Origin of the sequence: Amycolatopsis orientalis DSM 43388 (genome assembly GCF_000411975.1) — a bacterium.
GTDB classification, from domain to species: Bacteria; Actinomycetota; Actinomycetes; order Mycobacteriales; family Pseudonocardiaceae; genus Amycolatopsis; species Amycolatopsis orientalis_D.
Genome location: NZ_ASXG01000145.1, coordinates 65,866 through 87,578, shown reverse-complemented (window position 1 = coordinate 87,578; position 21,713 = coordinate 65,866). Strand labels below are relative to the sequence as shown.

At 70.7% G+C, this 21,713-nt stretch carries 19 protein-coding genes; 9 read left to right on the top strand and 10 right to left on the bottom strand.

What is annotated here, in order from left to right:
• Positions 1 to 69 precede the first annotated feature (69 nt).
• A complete protein-coding gene (locus tag L942_RS29370; RefSeq protein ID WP_037366807.1) occupies positions 70 to 1,056 on the top strand; it encodes an aldo/keto reductase in 987 nt (328 codons plus the stop codon).
• A 36-nt stretch (positions 1,057 to 1,092) separates the two neighbouring features.
• Here the strand turns inward: L942_RS29370 and L942_RS29365 are convergent, their stop codons facing one another.
• Positions 1,093 to 1,275 (bottom strand): hypothetical protein, encoded by a 183-nt coding sequence (locus L942_RS29365; RefSeq protein ID WP_037366805.1) that lies wholly within the window; start codon positions 1,273 to 1,275, stop codon positions 1,093 to 1,095.
• A 386-nt stretch (positions 1,276 to 1,661) separates the two neighbouring features.
• On the opposite strand from L942_RS29365, the gene L942_RS29360 reads away from it, so the two are divergent.
• The 3 genes from L942_RS29360 to L942_RS29350 all read left to right on the top strand — a co-directional run bounded on the left by L942_RS29360 (position 1,662) and on the right by L942_RS29350 (position 6,491).
• Positions 1,662 to 2,618 (top strand): serine protein kinase RIO, encoded by a 957-nt coding sequence (locus tag L942_RS29360; RefSeq protein WP_037366803.1) that lies wholly within the window; start codon positions 1,662 to 1,664, stop codon positions 2,616 to 2,618.
• Between the two features lie 320 nt (positions 2,619 to 2,938).
• Entirely contained in the window at positions 2,939 to 4,690 is a 1,752-nt protein-coding gene (locus L942_RS29355; protein ID WP_037366802.1) for a DEAD/DEAH box helicase, read from the top strand.
• Positions 4,691 to 5,324: 634 nt separating this feature from the next.
• Complete coding sequence (locus L942_RS29350; RefSeq protein ID WP_037366800.1) at positions 5,325 to 6,491, top strand: 8-amino-7-oxononanoate synthase; 1,167 nt, start codon at positions 5,325 to 5,327, stop codon at positions 6,489 to 6,491.
• On the opposite strand, the gene L942_RS29345 is transcribed toward L942_RS29350, so the two are convergent.
• Together L942_RS29345 and L942_RS29340 are read right to left on the bottom strand one after the other, a co-directional pair.
• Complete coding sequence (locus L942_RS29345) at positions 6,488 to 6,919, bottom strand: GNAT family N-acetyltransferase (RefSeq protein WP_037366798.1); 432 nt, start codon at positions 6,917 to 6,919, stop codon at positions 6,488 to 6,490. The genes L942_RS29350 and L942_RS29345 overlap by 4 nt on opposite strands.
• 20 nt (positions 6,920 to 6,939) lie before the next feature.
• On the bottom strand, positions 6,940 to 7,758 hold the full coding sequence (locus L942_RS29340; protein ID WP_037366796.1) for a S1 family peptidase: 819 nt from the start codon (positions 7,756 to 7,758) through the stop codon (positions 6,940 to 6,942).
• Positions 7,759 to 7,930: 172 nt separating this feature from the next.
• Between L942_RS29340 and L942_RS29335 the strand changes: the two genes are divergently transcribed.
• The 3 genes from L942_RS29335 to L942_RS29325 all read left to right on the top strand — a co-directional run bounded on the left by L942_RS29335 (position 7,931) and on the right by L942_RS29325 (position 10,632).
• Positions 7,931 to 8,791 carry a M15 family metallopeptidase gene (locus L942_RS29335; protein WP_106965077.1) on the top strand — a complete coding sequence of 287 codons (861 nt, stop codon included), beginning with the start codon at positions 7,931 to 7,933 and terminating at the stop codon, positions 8,789 to 8,791.
• A 68-nt stretch (positions 8,792 to 8,859) separates the two neighbouring features.
• Complete coding sequence (locus tag L942_RS29330; RefSeq protein ID WP_037366791.1) at positions 8,860 to 10,254, top strand: mycothione reductase; 1,395 nt, start codon at positions 8,860 to 8,862, stop codon at positions 10,252 to 10,254.
• 102 nt (positions 10,255 to 10,356) lie between these two features.
• Positions 10,357 to 10,632 (top strand): hypothetical protein, encoded by a 276-nt coding sequence (locus L942_RS29325; RefSeq protein ID WP_037366789.1) that lies wholly within the window; start codon positions 10,357 to 10,359, stop codon positions 10,630 to 10,632.
• A 58-nt stretch (positions 10,633 to 10,690) separates the two neighbouring features.
• On the opposite strand, the gene L942_RS29320 is transcribed toward L942_RS29325, so the two are convergent.
• The 3 genes from L942_RS29320 to L942_RS29310 all read right to left on the bottom strand — a co-directional run bounded on the left by L942_RS29320 (position 10,691) and on the right by L942_RS29310 (position 13,648).
• Positions 10,691 to 11,653: an alpha/beta hydrolase gene (locus L942_RS29320; RefSeq protein ID WP_037366787.1), complete on the bottom strand. Its 963-nt coding sequence runs from the start codon at positions 11,651 to 11,653 to the stop codon at positions 10,691 to 10,693.
• Between the two features lie 35 nt (positions 11,654 to 11,688).
• Entirely contained in the window at positions 11,689 to 12,261 is a 573-nt protein-coding gene (locus L942_RS42235) for a TetR/AcrR family transcriptional regulator (protein ID WP_051166331.1), read from the bottom strand.
• 115 nt (positions 12,262 to 12,376) lie between these two features.
• Complete coding sequence (locus L942_RS29310; protein ID WP_051166330.1) at positions 12,377 to 13,648, bottom strand: CynX/NimT family MFS transporter; 1,272 nt, start codon at positions 13,646 to 13,648, stop codon at positions 12,377 to 12,379.
• A gap of 48 nt (positions 13,649 to 13,696) precedes the next feature.
• Between L942_RS29310 and L942_RS29305 the strand changes: the two genes are divergently transcribed.
• Entirely contained in the window at positions 13,697 to 14,371 is a 675-nt protein-coding gene (locus L942_RS29305) for a FadR/GntR family transcriptional regulator (RefSeq protein WP_037366782.1), read from the top strand.
• A 194-nt stretch (positions 14,372 to 14,565) separates the two neighbouring features.
• Here the strand turns inward: L942_RS29305 and map are convergent, their stop codons facing one another.
• The 3 genes from map to L942_RS29290 all read right to left on the bottom strand — a co-directional run bounded on the left by map (position 14,566) and on the right by L942_RS29290 (position 17,887).
• A complete protein-coding gene (map, locus tag L942_RS29300; RefSeq protein WP_037366779.1) occupies positions 14,566 to 15,423 on the bottom strand; it encodes a type I methionyl aminopeptidase in 858 nt (285 codons plus the stop codon).
• Positions 15,424 to 15,464: 41 nt separating this feature from the next.
• Complete coding sequence (locus L942_RS29295) at positions 15,465 to 16,319, bottom strand: GNAT family N-acetyltransferase (protein WP_037366776.1); 855 nt, start codon at positions 16,317 to 16,319, stop codon at positions 15,465 to 15,467.
• A 242-nt stretch (positions 16,320 to 16,561) separates the two neighbouring features.
• Entirely contained in the window at positions 16,562 to 17,887 is a 1,326-nt protein-coding gene (locus tag L942_RS29290; RefSeq protein WP_235079465.1) for a glycoside hydrolase family 27 protein, read from the bottom strand.
• Between the two features lie 235 nt (positions 17,888 to 18,122).
• Between L942_RS29290 and L942_RS29285 the strand changes: the two genes are divergently transcribed.
• The gene (locus L942_RS29285) at positions 18,123 to 20,732 is read left to right on the top strand and encodes a fibronectin type III domain-containing protein (RefSeq protein WP_037366770.1); all 2,610 of its coding nucleotides are present in this window, start codon (positions 18,123 to 18,125) and stop codon (positions 20,730 to 20,732) included.
• A gap of 45 nt (positions 20,733 to 20,777) precedes the next feature.
• On the opposite strand, the gene L942_RS29280 is transcribed toward L942_RS29285, so the two are convergent.
• Positions 20,778 to 21,713, bottom strand: a complete 936-nt coding sequence (locus L942_RS29280; RefSeq protein WP_037366768.1) for a GlxA family transcriptional regulator — start codon at positions 21,711 to 21,713, stop codon at positions 20,778 to 20,780.

Here is a 21,713-nt window from a genome sequence, read left to right as displayed (position 1 = left end):
CAGCCACACCCCATCGTCCTGGGCATCCAGGGCTTTTGCCCCGAACAACCTCAACCTTAGGGAGCGACCATGACCGACGTCCCGACCCGGAACCTCGGCGAGCTGACGGTTTCCGCACAGGGCTTGGGCTGCATGGGAATGAGCCACGGCTACGGCGCGACCGACGACGCGCAGTCGATCGAAACCCTGCACCACGCCCTCGACCTCGGGGCGAGCCTCCTGGACACGTCCGACTTCTACGGCTCCGGGCACAACGAGGAACTGATCGGCCGCGCGATCGCCGGCCGCCGCGACGAGGTCGTGCTGGCGACGAAATTCGGCATCGCGAACCGGCTCGGCGAACCGACCCGGGTCCGGGGCGACGCCGCCTACGTGCGCGAAGCCTGCGACGCCTCGCTGCGGCGGCTCGGCATCGACCACATCGACCTGTACTACCTTCACCGGGTCGACCCGGACGTTCCGATCGAGGAAACCGTCGGCGCGATGGCGGAGCTGGTGCGGGCCGGAAAAGTCCGGCACCTCGGGCTTTCCGAGGCGAGTGCGCGGACCATCCGGCGCGCGCACGCGGTGCATCCGATCGCGGCGCTGCAGAGCGAACGGTCGCTGTGGACCCGCGACCTCGAAGCGGAGATCGCGCCGACCTGCCGCGAACTCGGCATCGGCATCGTCCCGTTCTCCCCGCTCGGCCGCGGCTTCCTGACCGGCCGCTACCGCTCCACCGAAACGATGGCGGACAACGACGTGCGGCGCTACCAGCCCCGGTTCGCCGACGGCAACCTCGACCGGAACCTCGCGATCGTGGCGAAACTCGAGGAACTGGCCGCCGCCAAGGAGGTCACGACCGGACAGCTGGCGCTGGCGTGGGTGCAGGCGCGCGGCGAGGACGTGGTGCCGATCCCCGGCACGCGCCGAAAGCGGTATCTGGAGGAAAACCTCGCGGCCTTGACCATAACCCTCACCACCGACGATCTCGCCGCGATCGAGGACGTCGCCGCTCCGGAGAACTTCGCGGGCGAGCGTTACGACGCGGCGCACCTCGCGTTCGTGAACCGCTGACTCGCCCCGAGGCGGCGCTGGAACTCCGGCGCCGCCTCACCCGCCGACCAGGCGGTCCACCGCGTCGAACGCCCGAGCCAGCCGTTCCCGGTGCGAAACCGCCAGCTCAGCCATGTCCTCCCCCTCCAGCCGCGGCCGGATCGTCTCCACCGCCACGGTCCGGTAAGCCGCCGCCAGCAACGCGGCGACCAGCGGCGCGTCCCCGGAAACCGCTTCCATCGCATACCCGAACGCGCACGCCCTGGGGCAAGCGCGAGCCAACTCCCCGCCCCTGCCCACATACCGCCCCCATCTCCGCGGCTGCGCGTGAAGGCCAGGGCGGACGCCACCGTGTGCAGCCAGGCCCTCGAGACCGTCCAGCCCGAACCGCCTGGCCACAACCCAGCTCCCCGCCACCGCGCCGGGCAGGGGCGAAATAAATCAGTTGCGCGAGTCCGAGACGGACGGCAAGGTCGTCAACGTCCGGCGAGAGGCCGCCGGCTGCCGGAAGCAAAGGAGGTGCGTCGTGGAGTTTGTCCGGGCGCTGTCCTGCCCTCTTCCGCCCGCCCGCCTCGGCTAGAGCACGCGCTCGCCCGGTGGGCACCCTGATCTAGGAGAACCCACCAGTGCGCGAGCACGATTTCGACGAATTTTCCGACGCCTCCGACTACTCCGTTCGCCGGATGCGCCGTCGCCCCCGTTACGACGACCAGCCCGCCCCGGCACGCCGGGGTCGGCTCACCGAGGCCGAGCGCGTCCGGCTCGCCCAGCTTCGCGAAGACGCCTACACCGAAACCGAACTGCCCGACGGCGCCGACCGCTGGACCACCTGGGACGACGCCGACCAGGGTCCGCATCCGCGGCCGGACTGGGTGGTCACCGAACTCGCCGCGGTCGACACCGACCTAGGCGTGCTCAAGACCGGCAAGGAAGCGGACGTGCACCTGCTGCGCCGCAACCTTCCCGGAGAGGACGGAGTTCTGCTGGCGGCCAAGCGATACCGCTCAGACGAGCACAAACTGTTCCACCGCGACGCGGGCTACCTCGAGGGCAGGCGGATGCGCCGGTCCCGCGAGATGCGCGCGATGGCCGGGCGCACCTCGTTCGGCCGCAACCTGATCGCCGAACAGTGGGCGGTGGCGGAGTTCGCCGTCCTCAGTCGCTTGTGGACGATCGGCGCGCCGGTGCCGTATCCGGTGCAGCGGCACGGCACCGAGATCCTGCTGGAGTTCCTCGGCGAGCCCGACGGCACCGCCGCGCCGCGGCTGGCCCAGCTGCGGCCCGAACCGGACGAGCTGGCCGACCTGTGGGAACAGGCCGTGTCGGCGCTGCACCTCCTGGCCGGGCAAGGGCTCGCGCACGGCGACCTGTCCGCATACAACCTCCTGGTGCACGAAGGCCACCTGATGGTGATCGACCTGCCCCAGGCGGTCGACGTGATCGCGAACCCGCGCGGCCGGGAATTCCTGGCCCGCGACGTCGCGAACCTCGCCGGCTGGTTCCGCGGCCGCGGACTGTCCGAACAGGTCGCCGACACCGATGACCTGGTGCGGGAACTGGAAAACGCGGCCGGACTCGGCTGAGCGCGCGGGCGGGGCCGCGGGTGTGCGCCAGGACACACCTGCGACCCCGCCCACAACCGCGCACCTGGGTGCGGGGCAACCGCGCTCTCTCAGGTAGAGTGTGTCAAGACCGCAACGGCGGCGTGGATGAGTTGGTGTCCGTCGCCTCCACAGTCCGCAGAAGGACTCGCGGCCATCCGAAGCAATTTCCGTCGGTGTGCCACGCCATGGCTCGGCGCACCGGGTCCGTCCCTGTGAACGCCCATCGCCACACCATCTTGCCCTGCCTGCGCGCGGGCAGCCCGGGCCTCCTTGCGACGTGCCACGTCCGAGAGGCATTTGTGACCATCACGTACGACTCCGGCCAGTCCGCCCGCTCCCGCGCGGGCCGCCCCGAGCGCAAGCCGCGGCACCGGCCGGCCGGTGGAGACATTCTCCACGACGACACGGTGGAAACCCCCGCCGTGAAGACCTTCGCCCAGCTGGGCCTGCCCGAGCCGCTGCTGCGGGCGCTCTCCGAGGCGGGCATCGACGCGCCGTTCCCGATCCAGTCCGCGACCATCCCGGACGCGCTGGCCGGCCGCGACGTGCTGGGCCGCGCCCAGACCGGCTCCGGCAAGACGCTGGCCTTCGGCCTGGCCATCCTGGCCCGGCTCGACGGCGGCAAGGCCCGCCCGAAGCGCCCCCGCGCGCTCGTGCTGGTGCCGACCCGCGAGCTGGCCATGCAGGTGGCCGACTCGCTGACCCCGCTCGCCAAGTCCCTCGGCCTGTGGTGCCGCACCGCGGTCGGCGGCATGTCGTTCGGCCGCCAGGCGGAATCGCTCGCCCGCGGCGTCGACCTGCTGATCGCCACCCCGGGCCGGCTGTCGGACCACGTCCGCCAGGGCACCGCCTCGCTCGGCGACTGCAACTTCATCGCGCTCGACGAGGCCGACCAGATGGCCGACATGGGCTTCATGCCGCAGGTCCGCGAGATCATGGACCTCACCCCGCCCGGCGGGCAGCGGCTGCTGTTCTCCGCGACGCTCGACGGCGACGTCGACAAGCTGGTCCGGCAGTACCTGGCCGACCCGGTCACGCACTCGGTCGCGCCGTCGACCGCGAGCGTCACCACCATGGACCACCACCTGTTCCAGGTGTCGCACTCCGACAAGCAGGAGATCGTCACCCGGATCGGTGCCCGCGAGGGCCGCACGATCATGTTCGTGCGCACCAAGCACCACGTGGACCGGCTCACCGAGCGGCTGCGCGAGCGCGGCGTGCACGCGGTGGCGCTGCACGGCGGCAAGACCCAGGGCCAGCGCAACCGCGTCCTCGCCGACTTCAAGGAAGGCCACGCGGCGGTCCTGGTGGCCACCGACGTCGCCGCGCGCGGCATCCACGTCGACGACATCTCCCTGGTGCTGCACGTCGACCCGGCCGCGGACCACAAGGACTACCTGCACCGCGCGGGCCGCACCGCCCGGGCGGGCGCGTCCGGCATCGTCGTCACCCTGGTGACGCACGACCAGCGGCGCACCGTCCGCCGGATGACCGACCGGGCCGGCGTGCGCGCCGAGACCACGATGATCCGGACCGAGGACGAGGAACTGTCCCGCATCACCGGCGCCCGCGAACCGAGCGGCGAGCCGGTCGTGGAGCGCCGCCGGGAATCCCCGCGCCGCTCCGGCGGCCGAGGCTTCGGCGGCGACCGCGGCGGCTTCCGCGGCCCCCGCGAAGGCGGCGGCTACCGCGGTTCGCGCGAAGGCGGTCGCGGCGGCTACGGCTCCCGCGAGGACCGTGGCGGCTACGGCTCGCGTGAGGACCGCGGTCCCCGCGACGGCGGCTACAACCGGGGCTCCTACGAGGGCCGTGGCTCGCGCGAAGGCGGGTACGCCCGCGAAGGCGGCTACTCGCGTGACGGCGGTCGCGAAGGCGGGTACGCCCGCGAAGGCGGCTACTCGCGTGACGGCGGTCGCGAAGGCGGGTACGCCCGCGACAACCGCGGCGGTGGCGGTTACAGCCGCAGCCGTCAGCAGTCGCGCTTCGGCGGTGGCAGCTCCGGTCGACCGCAGCGCCCGAGCCGTGGCCCGCGCCGCGGACACGACGCCTGAGTGATTTTCTGAAGAACGGCCCCGCTTCGGCGGGGCCGTTCTCCGTTTGCGGGACGTTTCGCCTGCTGAGCCGTCCCGCCCACCGCAGCGGCGAGTCCCCGGATTGGCGCGAGCCCGCACCAGCCGCCAACCCGTCCACCGCAGCCGCGAGACCCGACCTCGCCAGCAACCCACACCTCGCCCACCGGCGGCGAGTCCCCGGCTTGCCGCCAACCCGCAGTCACGTGTCGCCCACCGTGCAGCAGCGGTCGTCGCTGAGCAGAGGTCCTGCCCACCGCCACCCACGCCACAGCCACGGCCCGCCACAGCGACCCGCGCCGACCAGAAGTCCCGGCCGTTGCCAACACCGCCCGGGCATGACCCGCCCGGCGGAGATCCCGCGTGCCACCGACCCGCGCCCCACAAGCCTCCCGACGTAGCAACCGCCGTCAACGACTTGTCTCACCGCGAGGCACCCGCAGCGACCATCGCCCAGCAACAGACCCCGCCCGCTGCCAACCCGGCAATCCCTCACCCGGCAAAAGCCCACCAGCCAGGCCGAACCCAGCTGGTTTCCGTTGCCCCGTCCCGCTTCCCGCGCTTCCCGAGGCGGGGGCGGCAAACGCGCCACCCGGCCGGATGCGACACTGCCTGGGTGACTGACACTCCGCCGCTGCCGCCTGAGAACGTCTTCGACTGGCTGGAAACCGAAGGCCAGCGGCGGGCGGAAGCGGGTCTCTCGCGCCGGATGAATCCGCGTCCCGCGCAGCACTCCCTGCTCGACCTCGCGGGCAACGACTACCTCGGCCTCGCCCGCGACAAGCGCGTCGCCGGGGCAGCCGCCGCGGCCGCGTTGCGGTGGGGGGCCGGGGCCACCGGATCGCGGCTGCTCACCGGGTCCACCGAACTCCACGCGGAACTCGAACACGAGCTCGCCCGGTTCTGCGGAACCCAAGCAGCGCTGGTGTTCTCCTCCGAATTCACCGCCAACCTCGGCGCGGTGACGGCCCTGTCCGGAGCCGAATCGGCGATCGTCACCGACAAGTACGTCCACCCGTCCCTGGTCGAAGCCTGCCGGCTCTCCCGGGCGGACATCGCCGCAGTCGAGCATTCGACTCCGTCGGCGATCAAGCACGCGCTGGCCACCCGTCGCAAACCGCGGGCGATCGTGGTTACCGATTCGGTGTTCTCGTCCGACGGCGAACTCGCGCCGCTCGGCGAACTCGCCGAGATCTGCCGTACGCACAGTGCCGCGCTGGTCGTCAACGACGCGCATGGCTTCGGTGTGCTCGGCGAAGGCGGTCGAGGCGCGGTGCACGCCGCTGGTCTGTCGTCCGCGCCGGACGTCGTCACCACGCTCACGCTCTCCCATGCCCTTGGCGCGCAAGGCGGCGCGGTAGTCGGCCCGCGTCGCGTGATCCGGCATCTCGTCGACACCGCGCGCAGCTTCCTCTTCGACACCGCCCTCGCCCCGGCCAGCGCCGCTGCCGCGCTGACTGCGTTGCAGGTGCTCAAGTCGGAACCGGAACTGCCGGCGAAGGTCATCGAGAACGCCGGAAACCTGGCAATGGGACTGAAGAACGCCGGTCTGCCGGTCGATCTCCCCGAAGCCGCCGTGGTCGCGGTGCGGACGCCGTCGCCACAGGCGGCCACCGCGTGGGCGGAAGCCTGTGCGGAGCAAGGAATCCAGGTCGGCTGCTTCCGGCCGCCCGCCGTGCCGGACGGGGTTTCCCGGCTGCGCCTCACCGCCCGCGCGGATCTGTCCGAGGCGGACGTCGACCGCGCGGTGAAGGTGATCGCGGCGACCGCGCCCCGCGGCTAAGCCGGGCGGCGCATGGTGATGTGCGGGATTCCGTCCTCCAGGAACTCCTCGCCCTCGGCGACGAACCCGAACCGCGCGTAAAGCTGCTGCGCATAAGTCTGCGCGTCCAGCACGAACTCCCCCGACGCTCCGTCGAGCGCCGCGGCCATCAGCTGCGCCGCCAACCCCTGCCCGCGCGCCGATTTCGCCGTCACGACCCGGCCGATCCGCCTGCCGCCGCCCGGCTCGGCGAGGACACGCAAGCACGCGACGACGTCGGCGCCGGAAGTGAGCCAGAAATGCTCCGTCTCCGGAAGCAGGTCGAGCCCGTCGATGTCGGCGTACACGCAGTCTTGTTCCACCACGAACACGTCCGACCGCAGCCGGAGGATCTCGTACAGGTCGGCGGCGGCGAGTTCGGGCCCGGCGGCGCGGTGCAGAGTCGTCACGCCGCCTTGCTTAACACAGCTCAGCCGAGCAGCCGCGCCTGGGATTGCGCGGCGATGTCGTCGGAGAACTGCGAAACCCGCGTGTACACCCCGGGCTTGCCCGGTTTCCCGCAGCCGTCGCCGAAGGAGACGATGCCGACGAGCGTGTCGCCCTCGACGAGCGGGCCGCCGGAGTCTCCCTGGCAGGCGTCCTGGCCGCCCTGCGGGTAGCCGGCGCACACCATGCTCGCCGGGTCGTAGGTGTCGTACGCCGATTTGCAGGTGGAGTCGCTGACCAGCGGCACCTGGGCGCTGCGCAGCACGTCCGACCGCTCGCCGCCTTCGGAGAGCCGTCCCCAGCCGAGCACGGTCGCCTGCGTGCCTTCCGCGTACAGCGACTGGTCGTTCTTGTCCGCGAGCTTCGCCGCGCGGTAGGGCAGCCGCCCGCGCACGGTGAGGACCGCGATGTCGTCGCCCTTCGTGGGGTCGCTGTAGTCCGGGTTCACCCAGACCCGCGAGACGCCGAGTTCCACGCCGTCGCTGTCCCGCTTGTCCTGCCGGCCGGCGACCACGCGGACCGACGACTTCGGCACGGCTTTCGCGCAGTGCGCGGCGGTCGCCACCGCGGACGGGCTCACGATCACCGCGCCGCAGAACTGCGAGCCGCTCTGGTCGGTGAGGTACACGGCGTACGGGTGGTCGGCCAGCGAAGCCTCGCTGCCGCCGACGATCCGCGGCTGCGCGTGCGAACCGGGCTCGGACGGCGTCGACGCCCAGGCCGAACCGACCGGGACCGCGATCGCGGCGGCGAGCAGCGAACCCGCCGCGAGCAGGACCGGACGACGGAACTTCGCGGGCATGGGCTTTCCCTTCATCGGCACTACGACGGCACGGCCTGGACGCGCTCGGGAATCAGCCGACTCCGGCGCGTGCACACACGGCCGCGATTACCCTAAACGGGCCAAGCCCAAAACGGTGTCACTGGAACGGGTGGACTCTCGCCGCCCCGGGCGCATCCGCTTAGCTGGAGTCATGCGACGGAAAGCAGCCGCGACGACCAGCGCGATGATCGCCTTTGCGCTGGCCGGATGTGCCCCCAGCGCCCCGGCGGCACCGCCGCCGAGCCTGTTGCACGCGCCTTCGGTGCCGGCCAGTCCGACACTTCCGGCAACTCGGACAGCGACGAGCGCGCCCGCCGTCACCTGGCAGGTGGGTGCTCATCCGCTGCCGCTGCGTCCGGACGGCTTCGGCCAGATCCAGCCGACCCCACCCGAACTGGTGAACCGCTCGCTGCCGACGCCGGACTTCCTTCCACCGCCGGCCAGCCCGGCCTACACCGCGAAGATCGCCGACGTCCCCGACGCCGTGCTCAAGCGCAGCACCTGGCAGCCCGCCTGTCCGGTGTCCTCGGCAGACCTTCGTTACGTCACGCTTTCCTTCTGGGGCTTCGATCATCGCGCGCACACCGGCGAGCTGCTGGTCCGCGAGGACGCCGCCCCAGCGGTCGTCAAGGCGTTCGGCGAGCTGTTCGCCCAGCGGTTCCCGATCGAGGAAATGCGCATCACCTCCGCCGCCGAACTCGACGCCCCGCCGACCGGCGACGGCAACAACACCAGCGCGTTCGTCTGCCGTCCGACGCGTGGGCAGAAGAGCTGGTCCGCGCATGCGTACGGGCTCGCGGTGGACGTCAATCCGTTCTGCAACCCCTACACCAAGGACGATCTCGTGGTCCCGGAGCTGGCGTCCGCCTACGTCGACCGCGCGAACGTGCGGCCCGGGATGGTCACCGCCGGCGGCCCGGTGGTGCGCGCGTTCGCCGAAGTGGGCTGGCAGTGGGGCGGGACGTGGAAGTCGCCGGTCGACCGGATGCATTTCACCGCCACCGGCGAGTGATCCGGGAACACCCGGACGGGGCGCCGGGTTGACTAGGCTGGCAGCAAACCGCTTCGGGAAGGACCGCCGTGCCGCACTACGACCTGGTGATCATCGGGACCGGATCGGGCAACTCGATCCTCGGACCGGAGTTCGCCGACCTCCGGACGGCCATCGTCGAGAAGGGCGTGTTCGGCGGCACCTGCCTGAACGTCGGCTGCATCCCGACGAAGATGTTCGTCTACGCCGCCGACGTCGCCGCGACGCCCGCGGGCAGCTCCCGCCTCGGCGTGGACGAGCAGCTCACCGCGGTGCGCTGGCCGGACATCCGCGACCGGATCTTCGGCCGGATCGACCCGATCGCCGAGGGCGGCGCGGAGTACCGCGAGCACCACGAGGACAACCGCAACGTCGACGTCTACTGCGGCGAAGGCCGGTTCACCGGCATGAAGGAGCTGCGGGTCAGCTTCGCCGACGGCCGTCCGGACGAGGTCGTCACCGCCGAGAAGTTCGTGCTCGCCGCGGGCGGGCGCCCGGTGATCCCGGACGTACCGGGCCTGGCCGAGACCGGCTACTACACCTCCGACACGATCATGCGGCTCGACGACCTGCCGGAGCGGATCGTCATCCTCGGCGGCGGGTACATCGCGGCGGAGTTCGCGCACGTCTTCGCATCCTTCGGGGTCGGCGTCACGATGGTGAACCGCTCCGGCGCGCTGCTGCGGCAAGAGGACGCGGACGTCAGCGCCCGGTTCACCGAACTGGCTTCGCAGCGGTTCGACGTCCGGCTGGACCGCAAGACGGTTCGCGCGCGCCGCACGGACGGCGGGGTCGCGCTGGACCTCGAAGGCCCGCAGGGCGCGGAGACGGTCGAGGCCGACCTGATCCTGGTCGCCACCGGCCGCAAGCCGAACTCGGACCTGCTCGACGTGGGCGCCACCGGCGTCGCCACGACCGAGCGGGGGCACGTCGTGGTGGACGACTACCAGGAGACGTCCGTCGAAGGCATCTACGCGCTCGGGGACATCTCGTCGCCGCTGGAGCTGAAGCACGTCGCGAACCACGAAGCCCGGGTGGTGCAGCACAATCTGCTGCACCCGGACGACCGGATCAAGGCCGACCACCGGTTCGTGCCGCACGCGGTGTTCACCTCGCCGCAGGTGGCCTCGGTCGGGCTGACCGAGGCGCAGGCGACCGAGCGCGGACTGTCCTTTGTGGTCTCGAAGCAGGACTACGCGGGCATCGCCTACGGCTGGGCGATGGAGGACACCACCGGTTTCGCGAAGCTGCTCGCCGACCCGGCGACCGGGCAGCTGCTGGGCGCGCACATCATCGGGCCGCAGGCGTCGACGGTGATCCAGCCGCTGATCCAGGCGATGAGCTTCGGCCTCGACGCGCGGTCGATGGCGCGCGGACAGTACTGGATCCACCCGGCGATGCCGGAACTGGTGGAGAACGCGCTGCTGAATCTCCCGCTCGACTGACTCCGGGGATACCGAGAGTTGCTCGCGCCCGGTGGCGACTCCCGAATCGGGTAACATGGACGTCGCGTTGTTACTGTTCCCCGCGGAGGTGCGGGGACTGACATGACCGACATGATCGCCGGGGAAACCGTTGTGCCGGCGGAAGATTTGGCCGCTCGCTGGAGCGACGTCACCGAGCTCGAGCTGGTGTTCGCCGTGCGCCGGGCCGAACTCGGGACCACGGCCGCGACGCAAGCGCTGCTGGAAGAGCTTCGGGCGAAGCCGGCCGAGTGGACCGCGGAATGCCTTGCCGCAGCGGTGGCCGCGCTCGACGACGTGCGGCGGACCGGGCAGCTTCCCGGACCGCTGCGGGAAGAAACGGCGCTGGCGGGCAGCTGACGAGATCCGGCGAGAGTGTCCACAATGGGCAGACCCGCCGGAGACGGTGCGGGCCGGGTCAGGCGGTGGTCCGGGCGACGAAATCGGCGATGGCGTCTTCCATCTGCTGGAGACCGGGATCTTCGAGCGGGTAATGCCCGGCGTTCTCGAGCAGGACGGTGTCCACCGGGACCTTGGTGATGCGGGAGAGCACGGGCACGCTCAGGTGATGAGGCGTCCAGCGGTCCTCGGCGGGCTGGGTGAGCAGCACCGGGCAGGCGTCGAAGTCCGGCGGTTCGACCGCGGGCGCGTAATTGGCGTAGCTGTCGAGGAAGCGGACGCTGACCCAGTTGGCGGCCGAGGTGCGGTCCTTCATCAAGACCTTCATCGCGGCCGGATCGTTGGCGAGCGCGGACATCTTGGACGCAAGGCTCATCGGGTACTTCGCGGAGGCGGCCGGCGTCTTCGCCAGCAAGCCCATCAGCGGGACGCCCGCGCGTGCGGTGAGCTTGTCGTGGGAGGTTTCGTCGCGGACCCGCTGGTCGCGCTGGTCGAGGAAGGTCATGCCGACGATGCCGCGCAGGGTGCCGCGAGGAGCCTTGGCCGCGACGTGGTAGGTGAGCATGCCGCCCGCGCTCAGTCCATAAAGGACGATCGGACGGTCGTCGCGGGACTGCTCGTAGGCGAGGAAGTCGACGACGAGATCGACCCAATCCTCATAGGACGGCGTGGTGCCGGGTTTCACCTGGGTGAGGCCGTAGCCGAGGTTGTCGAGGGCGACGGTCTCGAAGCCGCGCTTGGCGAGCGGGGCGCCGAGGATGAGCGACATCTGGCGGCCGTTGGTGCCGACTCCGTGATGGAGGACGACCTTGGCCTTCGCGTCGGGGTTGCGGTAGCGGTCGAGGTGGACGCGGTGGCCGCGCCAGTCCCAGAAGTCCTCCTCGGGTGCGGTCGTGTCGGTCAGCCGCAGCCGTTCGGGAAGGAACTGCTGGAGATCGCGCCATGCTTGCTGGTCGCGGTAGTAAACGGGGGCAGTGTGCACGGGAGTTCCTTTCGGCAGGGTCCGCCCCGCTGGGGTCAGACCGGAGAAGACGCGGAGCCGGTGAGCGCTCCGCGGGTGATCAACTGGACGCCGGCCGCGAGTTCGGCGCGAACAGCGTCGACGTCGCGCAGGTCGTCCTCCAGACCGCGGGTGAAGGTGAGCAGGACGGCGGCGACCTGCCGCGCGGTGTCCGGCACCACCTCCGCCAGGGCCGAGACCAGGAGTTCGGCCAGGCCGTCGGTGTAGGAGCCGATCAGGCCGGGCGCTTGAGCGGTGGCGGCCGACAGCAGCTCCTGTGCGTGCGCCGGACTGTCCTGCCAAAGCCGGATCGCGACTTCGAGCTTCACCGTGAGCACGGCGAGGACCTTCTCCCCCGGGGTGCTCGCGGCGTCCGCCGCCGCCCGTGCCGACGTCGCGGCCCGCTCCAGAAGGGCCTCGACGATCTTGACTATCGCGTCTTCCTTGCTCCCGACGTACTTGTAGACCGTCGGACGCGACATCTGCGCCTCTTCGACGATGTCGGAAATCGTGGTGCGGCGATAGCTGTTGCGGCAGAAGCAACGGTAGGCGGCGTCGAGAACGAGCTGAGCGGAGGAGACCTTCGGCATGGCTACATTTTTAACACTTAGACGCAAAAGTGTAAAACCTTAGGTGCCGCAGACCACACCCGGAAACGCAAAACGGGCGACCGGCGTGGAACACCGGCCGCCCGCTCTCCCCAGGTCAGACGAAGCGCCGCCGCCCGGACAGCGCGCCGAAGACCATCTGCGTCACCATCACCGCCAGCAGCACGATCAACGACACCGTCCAGCTGCCCGTCGCGTCGTGCAGCAAGCCGAACACGAACGGCCCCACCGCCGCCAGCAGGTACCCGAAGCCCTGCGCCATCCCCGACAACCGCGCGGTTTCGGCCCCGGTGCGGGCGCGCAGCGCGATCACCGTCAAGGCCAGCGAGAAGACGCTCATCCCGATGCCGAGCAGGATGCTCCACAGCAGCGGCGAGAACCCGGGCGCGATGACCAGGCCGAGCATGCCGGCCGCACCGAAGACGCCCATGCCGACGATCCACGGGCTCTGGCTCTTCTGCCGCGCCGCGATCGGCGGGATCACCAGGCTGATCGGCACCGCGATCACCGAGATCAGGCCGAGCAGCAGGCCCGCGTCGGCCTTGCTGACGCCCGCGTCGATGAACACCTGCGGCAGCCAGCCCATCACGACGTAGGCGATGAACGACTGCAGGCCGAAGAAGATCGTGACGATCCATGCCAGCGGGCTGCGCATGAGCGACCGGGCGGGAGCGGAACCCGCGGCCGGACGCGGCGGGCGGCCGGTGCCGCGCGAGGCGAGCAGCCACGCGACTAGCGCGATCGCCGACAGCACGCCCCACGAACCGAGCGCGGCCCGCCAGCCGCCGAGGGCCGACTCCAGGGGCGGGCTCAGCGCGGAACCCGCCGCGCCACCGCCCTGCAGTGCCGCGGTGTAGACGCCGGTCATGAGCCCGACGCGAGCCGGGAAGGAATCCTTGATGACCACCGGGATCAGCACGTTGACCAGCGCGATCCCGGCGGTGGCCACGAGTGTGCCGCCGAGCACGACGTACGGTCCGTCGAGCACCCGCACCACCAGGCCCGCGGTCAGCACCGTGAGCGCGAGGCCGATCGCCGGGCCGATGCCGAGGCGGCGCGACAGCACCGGCGCGGCCAAGCCGGCCCCGGCGAAGCAGAGCCCGGGCAGGGTCGTGAGGATGCTCGCCCACACCGCGGACGCGCCGAGGGTGCCGCGCATTTCCGCGAGCAGCGGGCCGACGCTGGTGATCGCCGGCCGCAGGTTCATCGCCGTCAGCACCACCGCGATCGCCAGCAGCACGCCGCCGGCCACCACGCCCGGACGGCGGCCGGGCGCCTCTTCCTCGATGCTGCCTTCCAGCTCGAGCTCGAGCCGGTCGGAATAGGTGGCGGTGGACACGGCAGCGGAGTCTCGGGAATCGGCGGACATGTGCGCTACTATCGCATACGTAGGATGATTGGATGAAGGGATCGGGCTGTGCCGTTGGCCACCACCCGCCGCGCCGGACTCGTCGACCAGGTCATCGACCAGCTGCGCGAGGCGGTCACCGCCGGAGAATGGCCGATCGGGCACCGGATCCCGACCGAGCCGGAGCTGTCCGCGCAGCTGGGCGTCGGGCGCAACACGGTCCGCGAGGCAGTGCGGGCGCTGGCGCACACCGGGATCCTGGAAGTCCGCCAGGGCGACGGCACGTACGTGCGCGCGACCAGCGAGGTATCCGGCGCGATCCGCCGCCTGTGCGGGACGGAACTGCGCGAGGTGCTGCACGTACGGCGGCTGCTGGAGGTCGAAGGCGCCCGGCTGGCCGCCACCGCGCGCACCGAGGAGGACCTGGCCGAGCTGCGCGTGCTGCTCAACCGGCGCGACACCGACTGGGACGAGGGCCGCCTCGACGATTTCGCCCGCAGCGACGCGGAATTCCACCTGGTCGTGGTCCGGTGCGGGCACAACGGCCTGCTGCTGGAGCTGTACCGCGGGCTGATGGAGGCCATCACCGCGAGCGTGGCGTCCACTTCGGACAATCCGGAGCACGCGGAGATGATCCGGCACCGGGAACTGGTCGACGCGATCGAAGCCCGCGACGCCGACCGTTCCGCCGCCGAAGCGGCCGGGTTCCTCGACGAGCTGATCGCGCGGGCCGAGGAGTTGTGAGTGCGTACGCCGGTTCTAACCGGCATAAACACTCACAACAACAGGCGCGCTGCCTTGGTGCGGCACGGGCGCCACTGCGACGCGTAGCGGCACAGCGAAGCGGCGGAAGGCGGGCAAAGGCTGCTGCGGTGGCCGGTCAGTCCTTGTGAGTGCGTAGGCCGGTTCTAACCGGCCTACGCACTCACGACGAAGCCTTACGGAAGGGTCAGGATCTCCGCGCCGTCAGCGGTCACCACCAGGGTGTGTTCGAACTGGGCGGTCCACTTCTTGTCCTTCGTGGTAACCGTCCAGTCGTCGTCCCACAGGTCGTACTCGATGGTTCCCAGCGTGATCATCGGCTCGATGGTGAAGGTCATGCCCTCTTCGATCAGCGTCTGCACCGAGGGCTCCTCGTAGTGCAGCACCGTCGGCGCCGTGTGGAAGGCCGGGCCGACGCCGTGGCCGGTGAAGTCGCGGACCACGCCGTAGCCGAACCGTTTCGCGTACGCCTCGATCACGCGGCCGATCACGTTGAGCTGACGGCCCGGGCGGACCGCCTTGATCGCGCGCGCGGTCGCCTCGCGGGTGCGCTCGACCAGGAGCCGCACCTCCTCGGAGACGTCGCCGGCGAGGAAGGTCGCGTTGGTGTCGCCGTGCACGCCGCCGATGTAGGCCGTCACGTCGATGTTGCAGATGTCGCCGTCCTCGATCACGGTCGAGTCCGGGATGCCGTGGCAGATCACCTCGTTCAGCGAGGTGCAGCACGACTTCGGGTAGCCGCGGTAGCCGAGCGTCGACGGGTACGCGTGGTGGTCGAGCAGGAACTCGTGCACGACCTTGTCGATGTCGTCGGTGGTCGCGCCCGGCTTGACCGCCTTGCCGCCCTCTTCGAGCGCCTGCGCGGCGATCTTCGACGCGACCCGCATCGCCTCGATGACCTCGGGCGTGCGCACTCCGTTGCCGGTGTCCCGTTTCGGCGCCGGCCGGTCCACGTACTCGGGGCGGGCGATGTCGGCGGGGACGGCACGGCGCGGGGTCTGGACACCGGGCTTCAACGGGGCGCGAACGGACATGTGCCCAGCCTACGACCTCGCCCGGCCGCGGCGCAGCCAGCTCAGAACAGCACCGTCGCGTACTGCCCGACCTGCTGGAATCCGATCCGCCGGTACGCCGCCAGCGCGGGCGCGTTGAACCCGTTCACGTACAGGCTCGCGGTCCGGCCGAGGCCGTGGACCAGGCGGTTGACCACCGCCGCGGTGCCCGCGGTGCCGAGCCCGCTGCCGCGCCGGTCCGGGTGCACCCACACGCCCTGGATCTGGCCGACGCGCGCGGACATCGCGCCGATCTCGGCCTTGAACACGACCTCGCCGTCCTCGAAACGGGCGAACGCGCGGCCGGTGGAGATCAGCTCGCTCACTCGGGCGCGGTAGCTGGCCCCACCGTCGCCCGCTCGCGGGTCGACGCCGACCTCCTCGATGAACATCGCCACCGCCGCGGGCAGGTAGCGGTCCAGTTCGTGCGGGCGGACGGTGCGGACCTGCGGATCGGCCGGCACCAGCGGGTCGCCTTCGAGCGCCATCAGCGGCTGGTCGCCGCGCACCTCGCGGGCCGGTCCCCATTCCGGCGACAGTTCGTCCCAGAGCCCGAGCACCTGCGGCGCGGGACCGACGAGCGAGGAGCAGGTGCGCTGGCGGCGCAGCGCCCGGTCGGCGAAGGACCGCAGCGCCGAAGCGTTGCCGCGCAACGGGATCAGGTTGGGCCCGGCGAAGCACAGCCCGGTGAGCCGTCCGGCGCGCACCGGACGGGAATCGGCCGCCCACAGCTCGCCACCGAGCCGCCACGGGTCGAGACCGGCCGCCTCGACCCGGGCGCTGACCATGCAGCTGCCCACCGGGTCGGCGGCGAGTGCAGCGCGCACCGCCGGATAGTCCCGATCGTCGAGCAGCCGTGCACCTGCAAGCCGCAACACAGGGTCCAGAGTGCCAGATGAACCGGGTGAACGGAACGCGAGCCGGCCGACACGCTGAGATGAACGGTCCTCGCACCCGAACGGCGGCGCCCCGGCGGGCCTCGCCACCGACCGTGCCCGGACCGGGTGCGCGCGTGCCACAGCGCTCCGGAGCCGGCTCCGCGGCGTTCCGTGAAGGACTCCTTGAGGGAATCTGATTCCCTCAAGGAGTCCTTCACGGAGGTCGGGTTTCGGTTTCCGGCTCAGTGCTGCCGCGGAACCAGGTGCAGCAGCCGCGAAGCGTGCGGAGCCAGCGTCGCGGTGAAGCTGTCCTGGCGCACGCCCAGATTCCGATGCGTCCACAGGTCCCGCACCGTCGCGGGGCCGCTGAGCCCCAGGTCCGGCCAGGACGCCGTGACCGAGGCCGCCGTCGAGCCCAGGTTGAACAGCGCGACCGTCACCCCGCCGTGGCCGTCCGGGCTGAACCACACCTGCTGCTGAGTCGCCTGCGAAACCGGACGCGCGGGCCGTCCCGCCTGGTCGACGGCCAGCACCTCGCGGTTGGTGAGCAGTTTCAGGTCGTCCGGGTCGAGTTTCGTCAGGTCGGTGCCGAGCAGCAACGGCGACGCTTCGATCGCCCACAGCGTCAGCACGCTTTGGCGCTCGTCCGGGGTGATGCCGTTCGCGTCGCCGTTGCCGACCTCGATGGAGTCCAGGTCGTTCCAGTGGCCCGGCCCCGCGTAGCGCGTCCACTGGGGAACGTCGGCGAAGCGCAGCTTGACCCGCACGTCCCAGTTCGTCAGGCCGACGCAGTGCGAGTAGCACTCGATGTCGCCCTCGATCCGCCAACCGTTGCTGTAGCGCTGCCACGTCTCGGCTTCGGCGATGCTGAGCGAGTTCGACAGTTCCAAGTGGATCGGACGGCCGGTGGCCTGGATCGCCGCGTGCCACTGCCGGATGTCCTCGCGGTTGTCCGCGGGGATCTTTCCGCCGCCCGGGCCGACGAAGTCCATTTTGATGTAGTCGACGCCCCACGACGCCAGCTGCCGCGCCTGCGAGCGGACGTACGCGGCCGCGCCGGGCTTGCTGAAGTCGAGCTTCGCGGATTTGTCGTCCGCGGTGTTGCCCGCGCCGGGCATGACGATGTCGTGCACCCGGTACGGCGTGCCTTCGATCGGCGAGTCCGCCGCGACCGCTTGCGCCGGGACGCCGGGCACCAGATAGATGCCGAATTTCAGCCCGCGCTGATGCAGGTAGCGGGCGAGCGAGGCGATGCCGCTGGGGAATTTCGCCGGATCCGGCGTGACCCGGCCGAACTCGTCGACGTGGTCGGTCCAGCCCGCGTCGATGTTGAGGTACCGGTAGCCGTAGGCGGCGAGCCGGTCGTGCATGACGTCGGCCTGGGCCTTGAGCGTCTCCTCGGTGAATTTCCGGCGCAGCGAGCTCCAGCTGCTCCAGCCCATCGGCGGCGTTCTCGCCACCGGCGTCCAGGACTCGATCGACTGACTGTCCGCCGCGGCTGTTCCGGCCAGCGACCCGAACAGCACCGCTACCGCCGCGGCCAGCACACCGATCCGACTTCGCTTCATCGCGACCACCTCTCCCGGGGATCGCTTCGTTGTACGCGCGCCAGACCAGGTTCAGCAACGATTCATCGGATCAATGCCCGCTAACCGGGACGAGCCCCGCGGACCGAGTCACCCCTGTTCACCACCGTGAACGCACGGATTATTCGCTGGCGACCCCTCGACATGACCGGCGATAGATCCTATCTTTCTTGCGGCGCAGGCTCGCGTCGTTCACTGGCGAACACGGAGGTCCCGGATGAAGCTCAGACCAGCGCGCTCCCTCGGGTTAGCCGCGGCGGTGGCGGCCGCGACCGCGCTGCTTCCCGCCGGCGCGGCCGCGGCGTGGCCGGGCAGCCAGGACGTGTACGTCTCGCCGTGGGGCAACGATTCCGGTTCCGGCGCCGCCTGGTCGCCGGTGCGCACGCTCCCCCGGGCGCAGCAGCTGGTGCGGCAACGCGCCGCGCACCTCAATTCCGATCTGACCGTGCACGTCGCCTCCGGCACCTACCGGCTCGACAAACCGCTCGAACTCGACGCGGCGGATTCCGGCACGAACGGACACCGGGTCGTCTGGCAGGGCTCGCCGGGCACCGTGGTCAGCGGCGGCAAGCAAGTCACCGGCTGGCGTCCGGTCGCCGGACGGCCAGGGCTCTACTCCGCGCCCGCGCCCGCCGGGCTGGACAACACTCGCCAGCTGTACGTCGACGGCGTCCGCGCGCAGCGGGCCTCCGGGCGGCTTCCGGTGACGGTGACGGCGACCGACACCGGATACACCGCCTCCGCGGACACGATGGCGCACTGGCGCAACCCGAGCGACCTCGAACTGGTGTACACCAGCGGCGAGGGACTGTGGAACGTCGAGCGCAACGGGCTCGGCCAGTGGACCGAACCGCGCTGCCCGATCGCCTCGGCGCGGGGCACGACGATCACCATGGCGCAGCCGTGCTGGGACAACTCGACCCGGCGCGTGATGTTCGCCGACATCCCCGGCCGCTCGGTCAACATGGTCGGCCCCGGCGACCTCACCAACGGACGCCAACCGTCCTATGTGGAGAACGCGTTCGAGCTGCTGGACACCCCCGGCGAGTGGTACCTCGACCGCTCCGCGCACACCGTCTACTACCTGCCGCGCCAGGGCGAGAACCTGCAGCGCGCCGACGTCGAGCTGCCCGCGCTGGAGAAGCTGGTGGACGGCCGCGGCACCGCCGAAGCACCGATCCACGACATCTCGTTCCGCGGCATCCAGTTCTCCTACGCGACCTGGCTCGAACCGTCGTCGCCGGAAGGCTTTTCCGAAATCCAGGCCGGCTACCGGATCACCGGCGAACGCGGCTGGGCCACGCAGGGCCTGTGCCAGTTCACTCCCGGCGGCACCTGCCCGTACGCGGACTGGACGAAGGAACCCGGCAACGTCTCGATGTCGCACGGGCACCGGATCGAGTTCAGCGACACCGTCTTCGCCCACCTCGGCGCGGCCGGGCTGGACCTCGGCGAAGGCGCGCAGGACAGCACCGTGTCCGACAGCGTGTTCACCGACATCTCCGGCAACGGCGTGGAAATCGGCGGGGTCAGCAAGCCCGCCGCGGCCGGCGCGGACCTGACCGCGCGGGTCAAGGTGACCAACAACCACCTGTACGGCATGCCGCGCGAATTCACCGGCGGAGTCCCGATCGTCAACGGGTACTCGCAGGACAATGTCGTGTCGCACAACCAGATCGACCACGTCGCGTACTCCGGCATCTCGATGGGATGGGGCGGCTGGCCGGACAAGATCAAGCAGCCCGCGACGCCGAACGTCTCGCGCAACAACGTGGTGTCGGACAACCTGATCCACGACTACATGCTTTCGCTGGACGACGGCGGAGGCGTTTACACCCAGGGCATCACCGGTCCGTCGCAGGCCGAGGGCGAGAAGGTCACCGGGAACGTCATCTACGACCAGTGGGGCCTCGGCAAATCCGTCTACACCGACAACGGCTGCACCTACGAAACCGTTTCCGGCAACGTGCTTTACCACGCGGCGTACGCCAACGTCGCCTCCACGCACGTCGACTACCGCGACTCGCTCGGCAACAACGACCCGACCGTCATCTCCGACAACTACTGGGAGCAGGGGGATCCGGACGGCGACAAGAAGGGCGTCAGCACGTCCGGCAACCACCTGCTGAACAACCCGGCCGCCGCACCCAAGTCCATTGTGGACAACGCGGGAATCGAACCGGGTCACCGTTCGGTGCTGAACCGCCGGATCGACGGCGCGTCCGCTCCGCAGGCTCCGACGCGGATCGGCACGTTCGCGGTGTCCGGGCAGCTGTACGCGACCTGGAACCCGACGGTCGCGGAAAACAGTGCGCCGGTGCAGCAGTACGTGCTGACCGCTTCGGACGGCAAGCACAGCGTGACGAGTTCGGTGTCTGCCAAGGACTTCGCCCGCACTGGGTACACGGTGATTCCGAAACTGACTGATGGCCAGACGTACACGGTCACGGTCGCCGCGCGGAACCGGTACGGGGTCGGCCTGCCGTCGCTGCCGTCGGCACCGGTCACGGTCGGGCAGCCGGGCACCCAGCTCGCCGCGGTTCCGACCGGGGCGAAGGCGCTGCCGAGCACGGACGCGGCGAGCATCCACTGGACGCCGCCGAAGGAAAGCGGGTCCACGCCGGTGATCGGCTACCGGATCACCGTGTCCGACGGCCGCACCATCGAGGTCACCGGCCGCGACACGATCGTCAGCCAGCCCACACAGAAGGGCCTGACGCGCGTCGTGGACGGGCTGAAGTCCGGCACCGCGTACACGTTCACCATCGCCGCCGTCACCGGAAACGGCGTCGGCCCCGCGGTGACGGTGCAAACCACCACCGCGTGACCCGGTGATCGGCGCGTACCGGACCTCCCCGCCGGTACGCGCCGATCACCCTGTTCGGAAGGCCCTCCGGTACGCCCCCGGAGTCGTCCCCACCCGCTCCCGGAACCGGCGGCGCAAATTCACCGCCGACGCCAGGCCGACCCGCACGGCGATCGCGTCCACCGGCAGATCCGTCTCCTCCAGCAACCGCCGCGCTTCCGCCACCCGCCGCGACAGCAGCCACGCACCCGGGCTCGTTCCCAGCTGGTCAGCGAACCGGCGCGCCAGCGTCCGCGGGGAAATCCTCAAGTAGGCAGCCAAATCCTCGATCGACAGCGGCGTGCCCAGCCGCTCCCCCGCCCAGTCGAGCAGACCGCCCAACGCGTCCGGGGAAGCTTGCGGCGGCGCGTACTGCGCCTGCCCGCCCTCGCGATGCGTCGGCATCACCATGTGCCGTGAGACGAGCGCCGCGTGCGCCGCGCCGTGATCCCGGCGGACCAGGTGCAGGCACAGGTCGATGCCCGCTCCCGCACCCGCGCTCGTGGCGACGTCGCCGTGGTCCACGTACAGCACGTCCGGTTCCACACGCACTGCCGGGAAATCCCGCCGCAGCTGCTCGACTCGCGCCCAGTGCGTCGTGGCCGATCTTCCGTCCAGCAGCCCGGTCTGAGCGAGCGCGAAGACGCCTGAGCAGATCGTGACCAGCCGCGCGCCTCGCTCGTGCGCGTTCAGCAACGCCCGGCGCACCTTCGGGGACAGCGGCGTCTCGACCGGCAGCCAGCCGGGAATCAGCACCGTGTCGGCTGCGGCGAGCCGGGAAAGCCCGTGGGACACGTGCATCGCGTACCCGGCCGTCGTAGGCACCGGGCCGGGTTTCTCGGTGCACACCTCGAATTCGTAGTACTGCGGCACGCCGTCGCGGGGCGTGCCGAACACTTCGGCGCCGCAGCCGAGTTCGAACGTCGACTGCACCGGCCGGACGAGAGCGACCACGCGATGCAT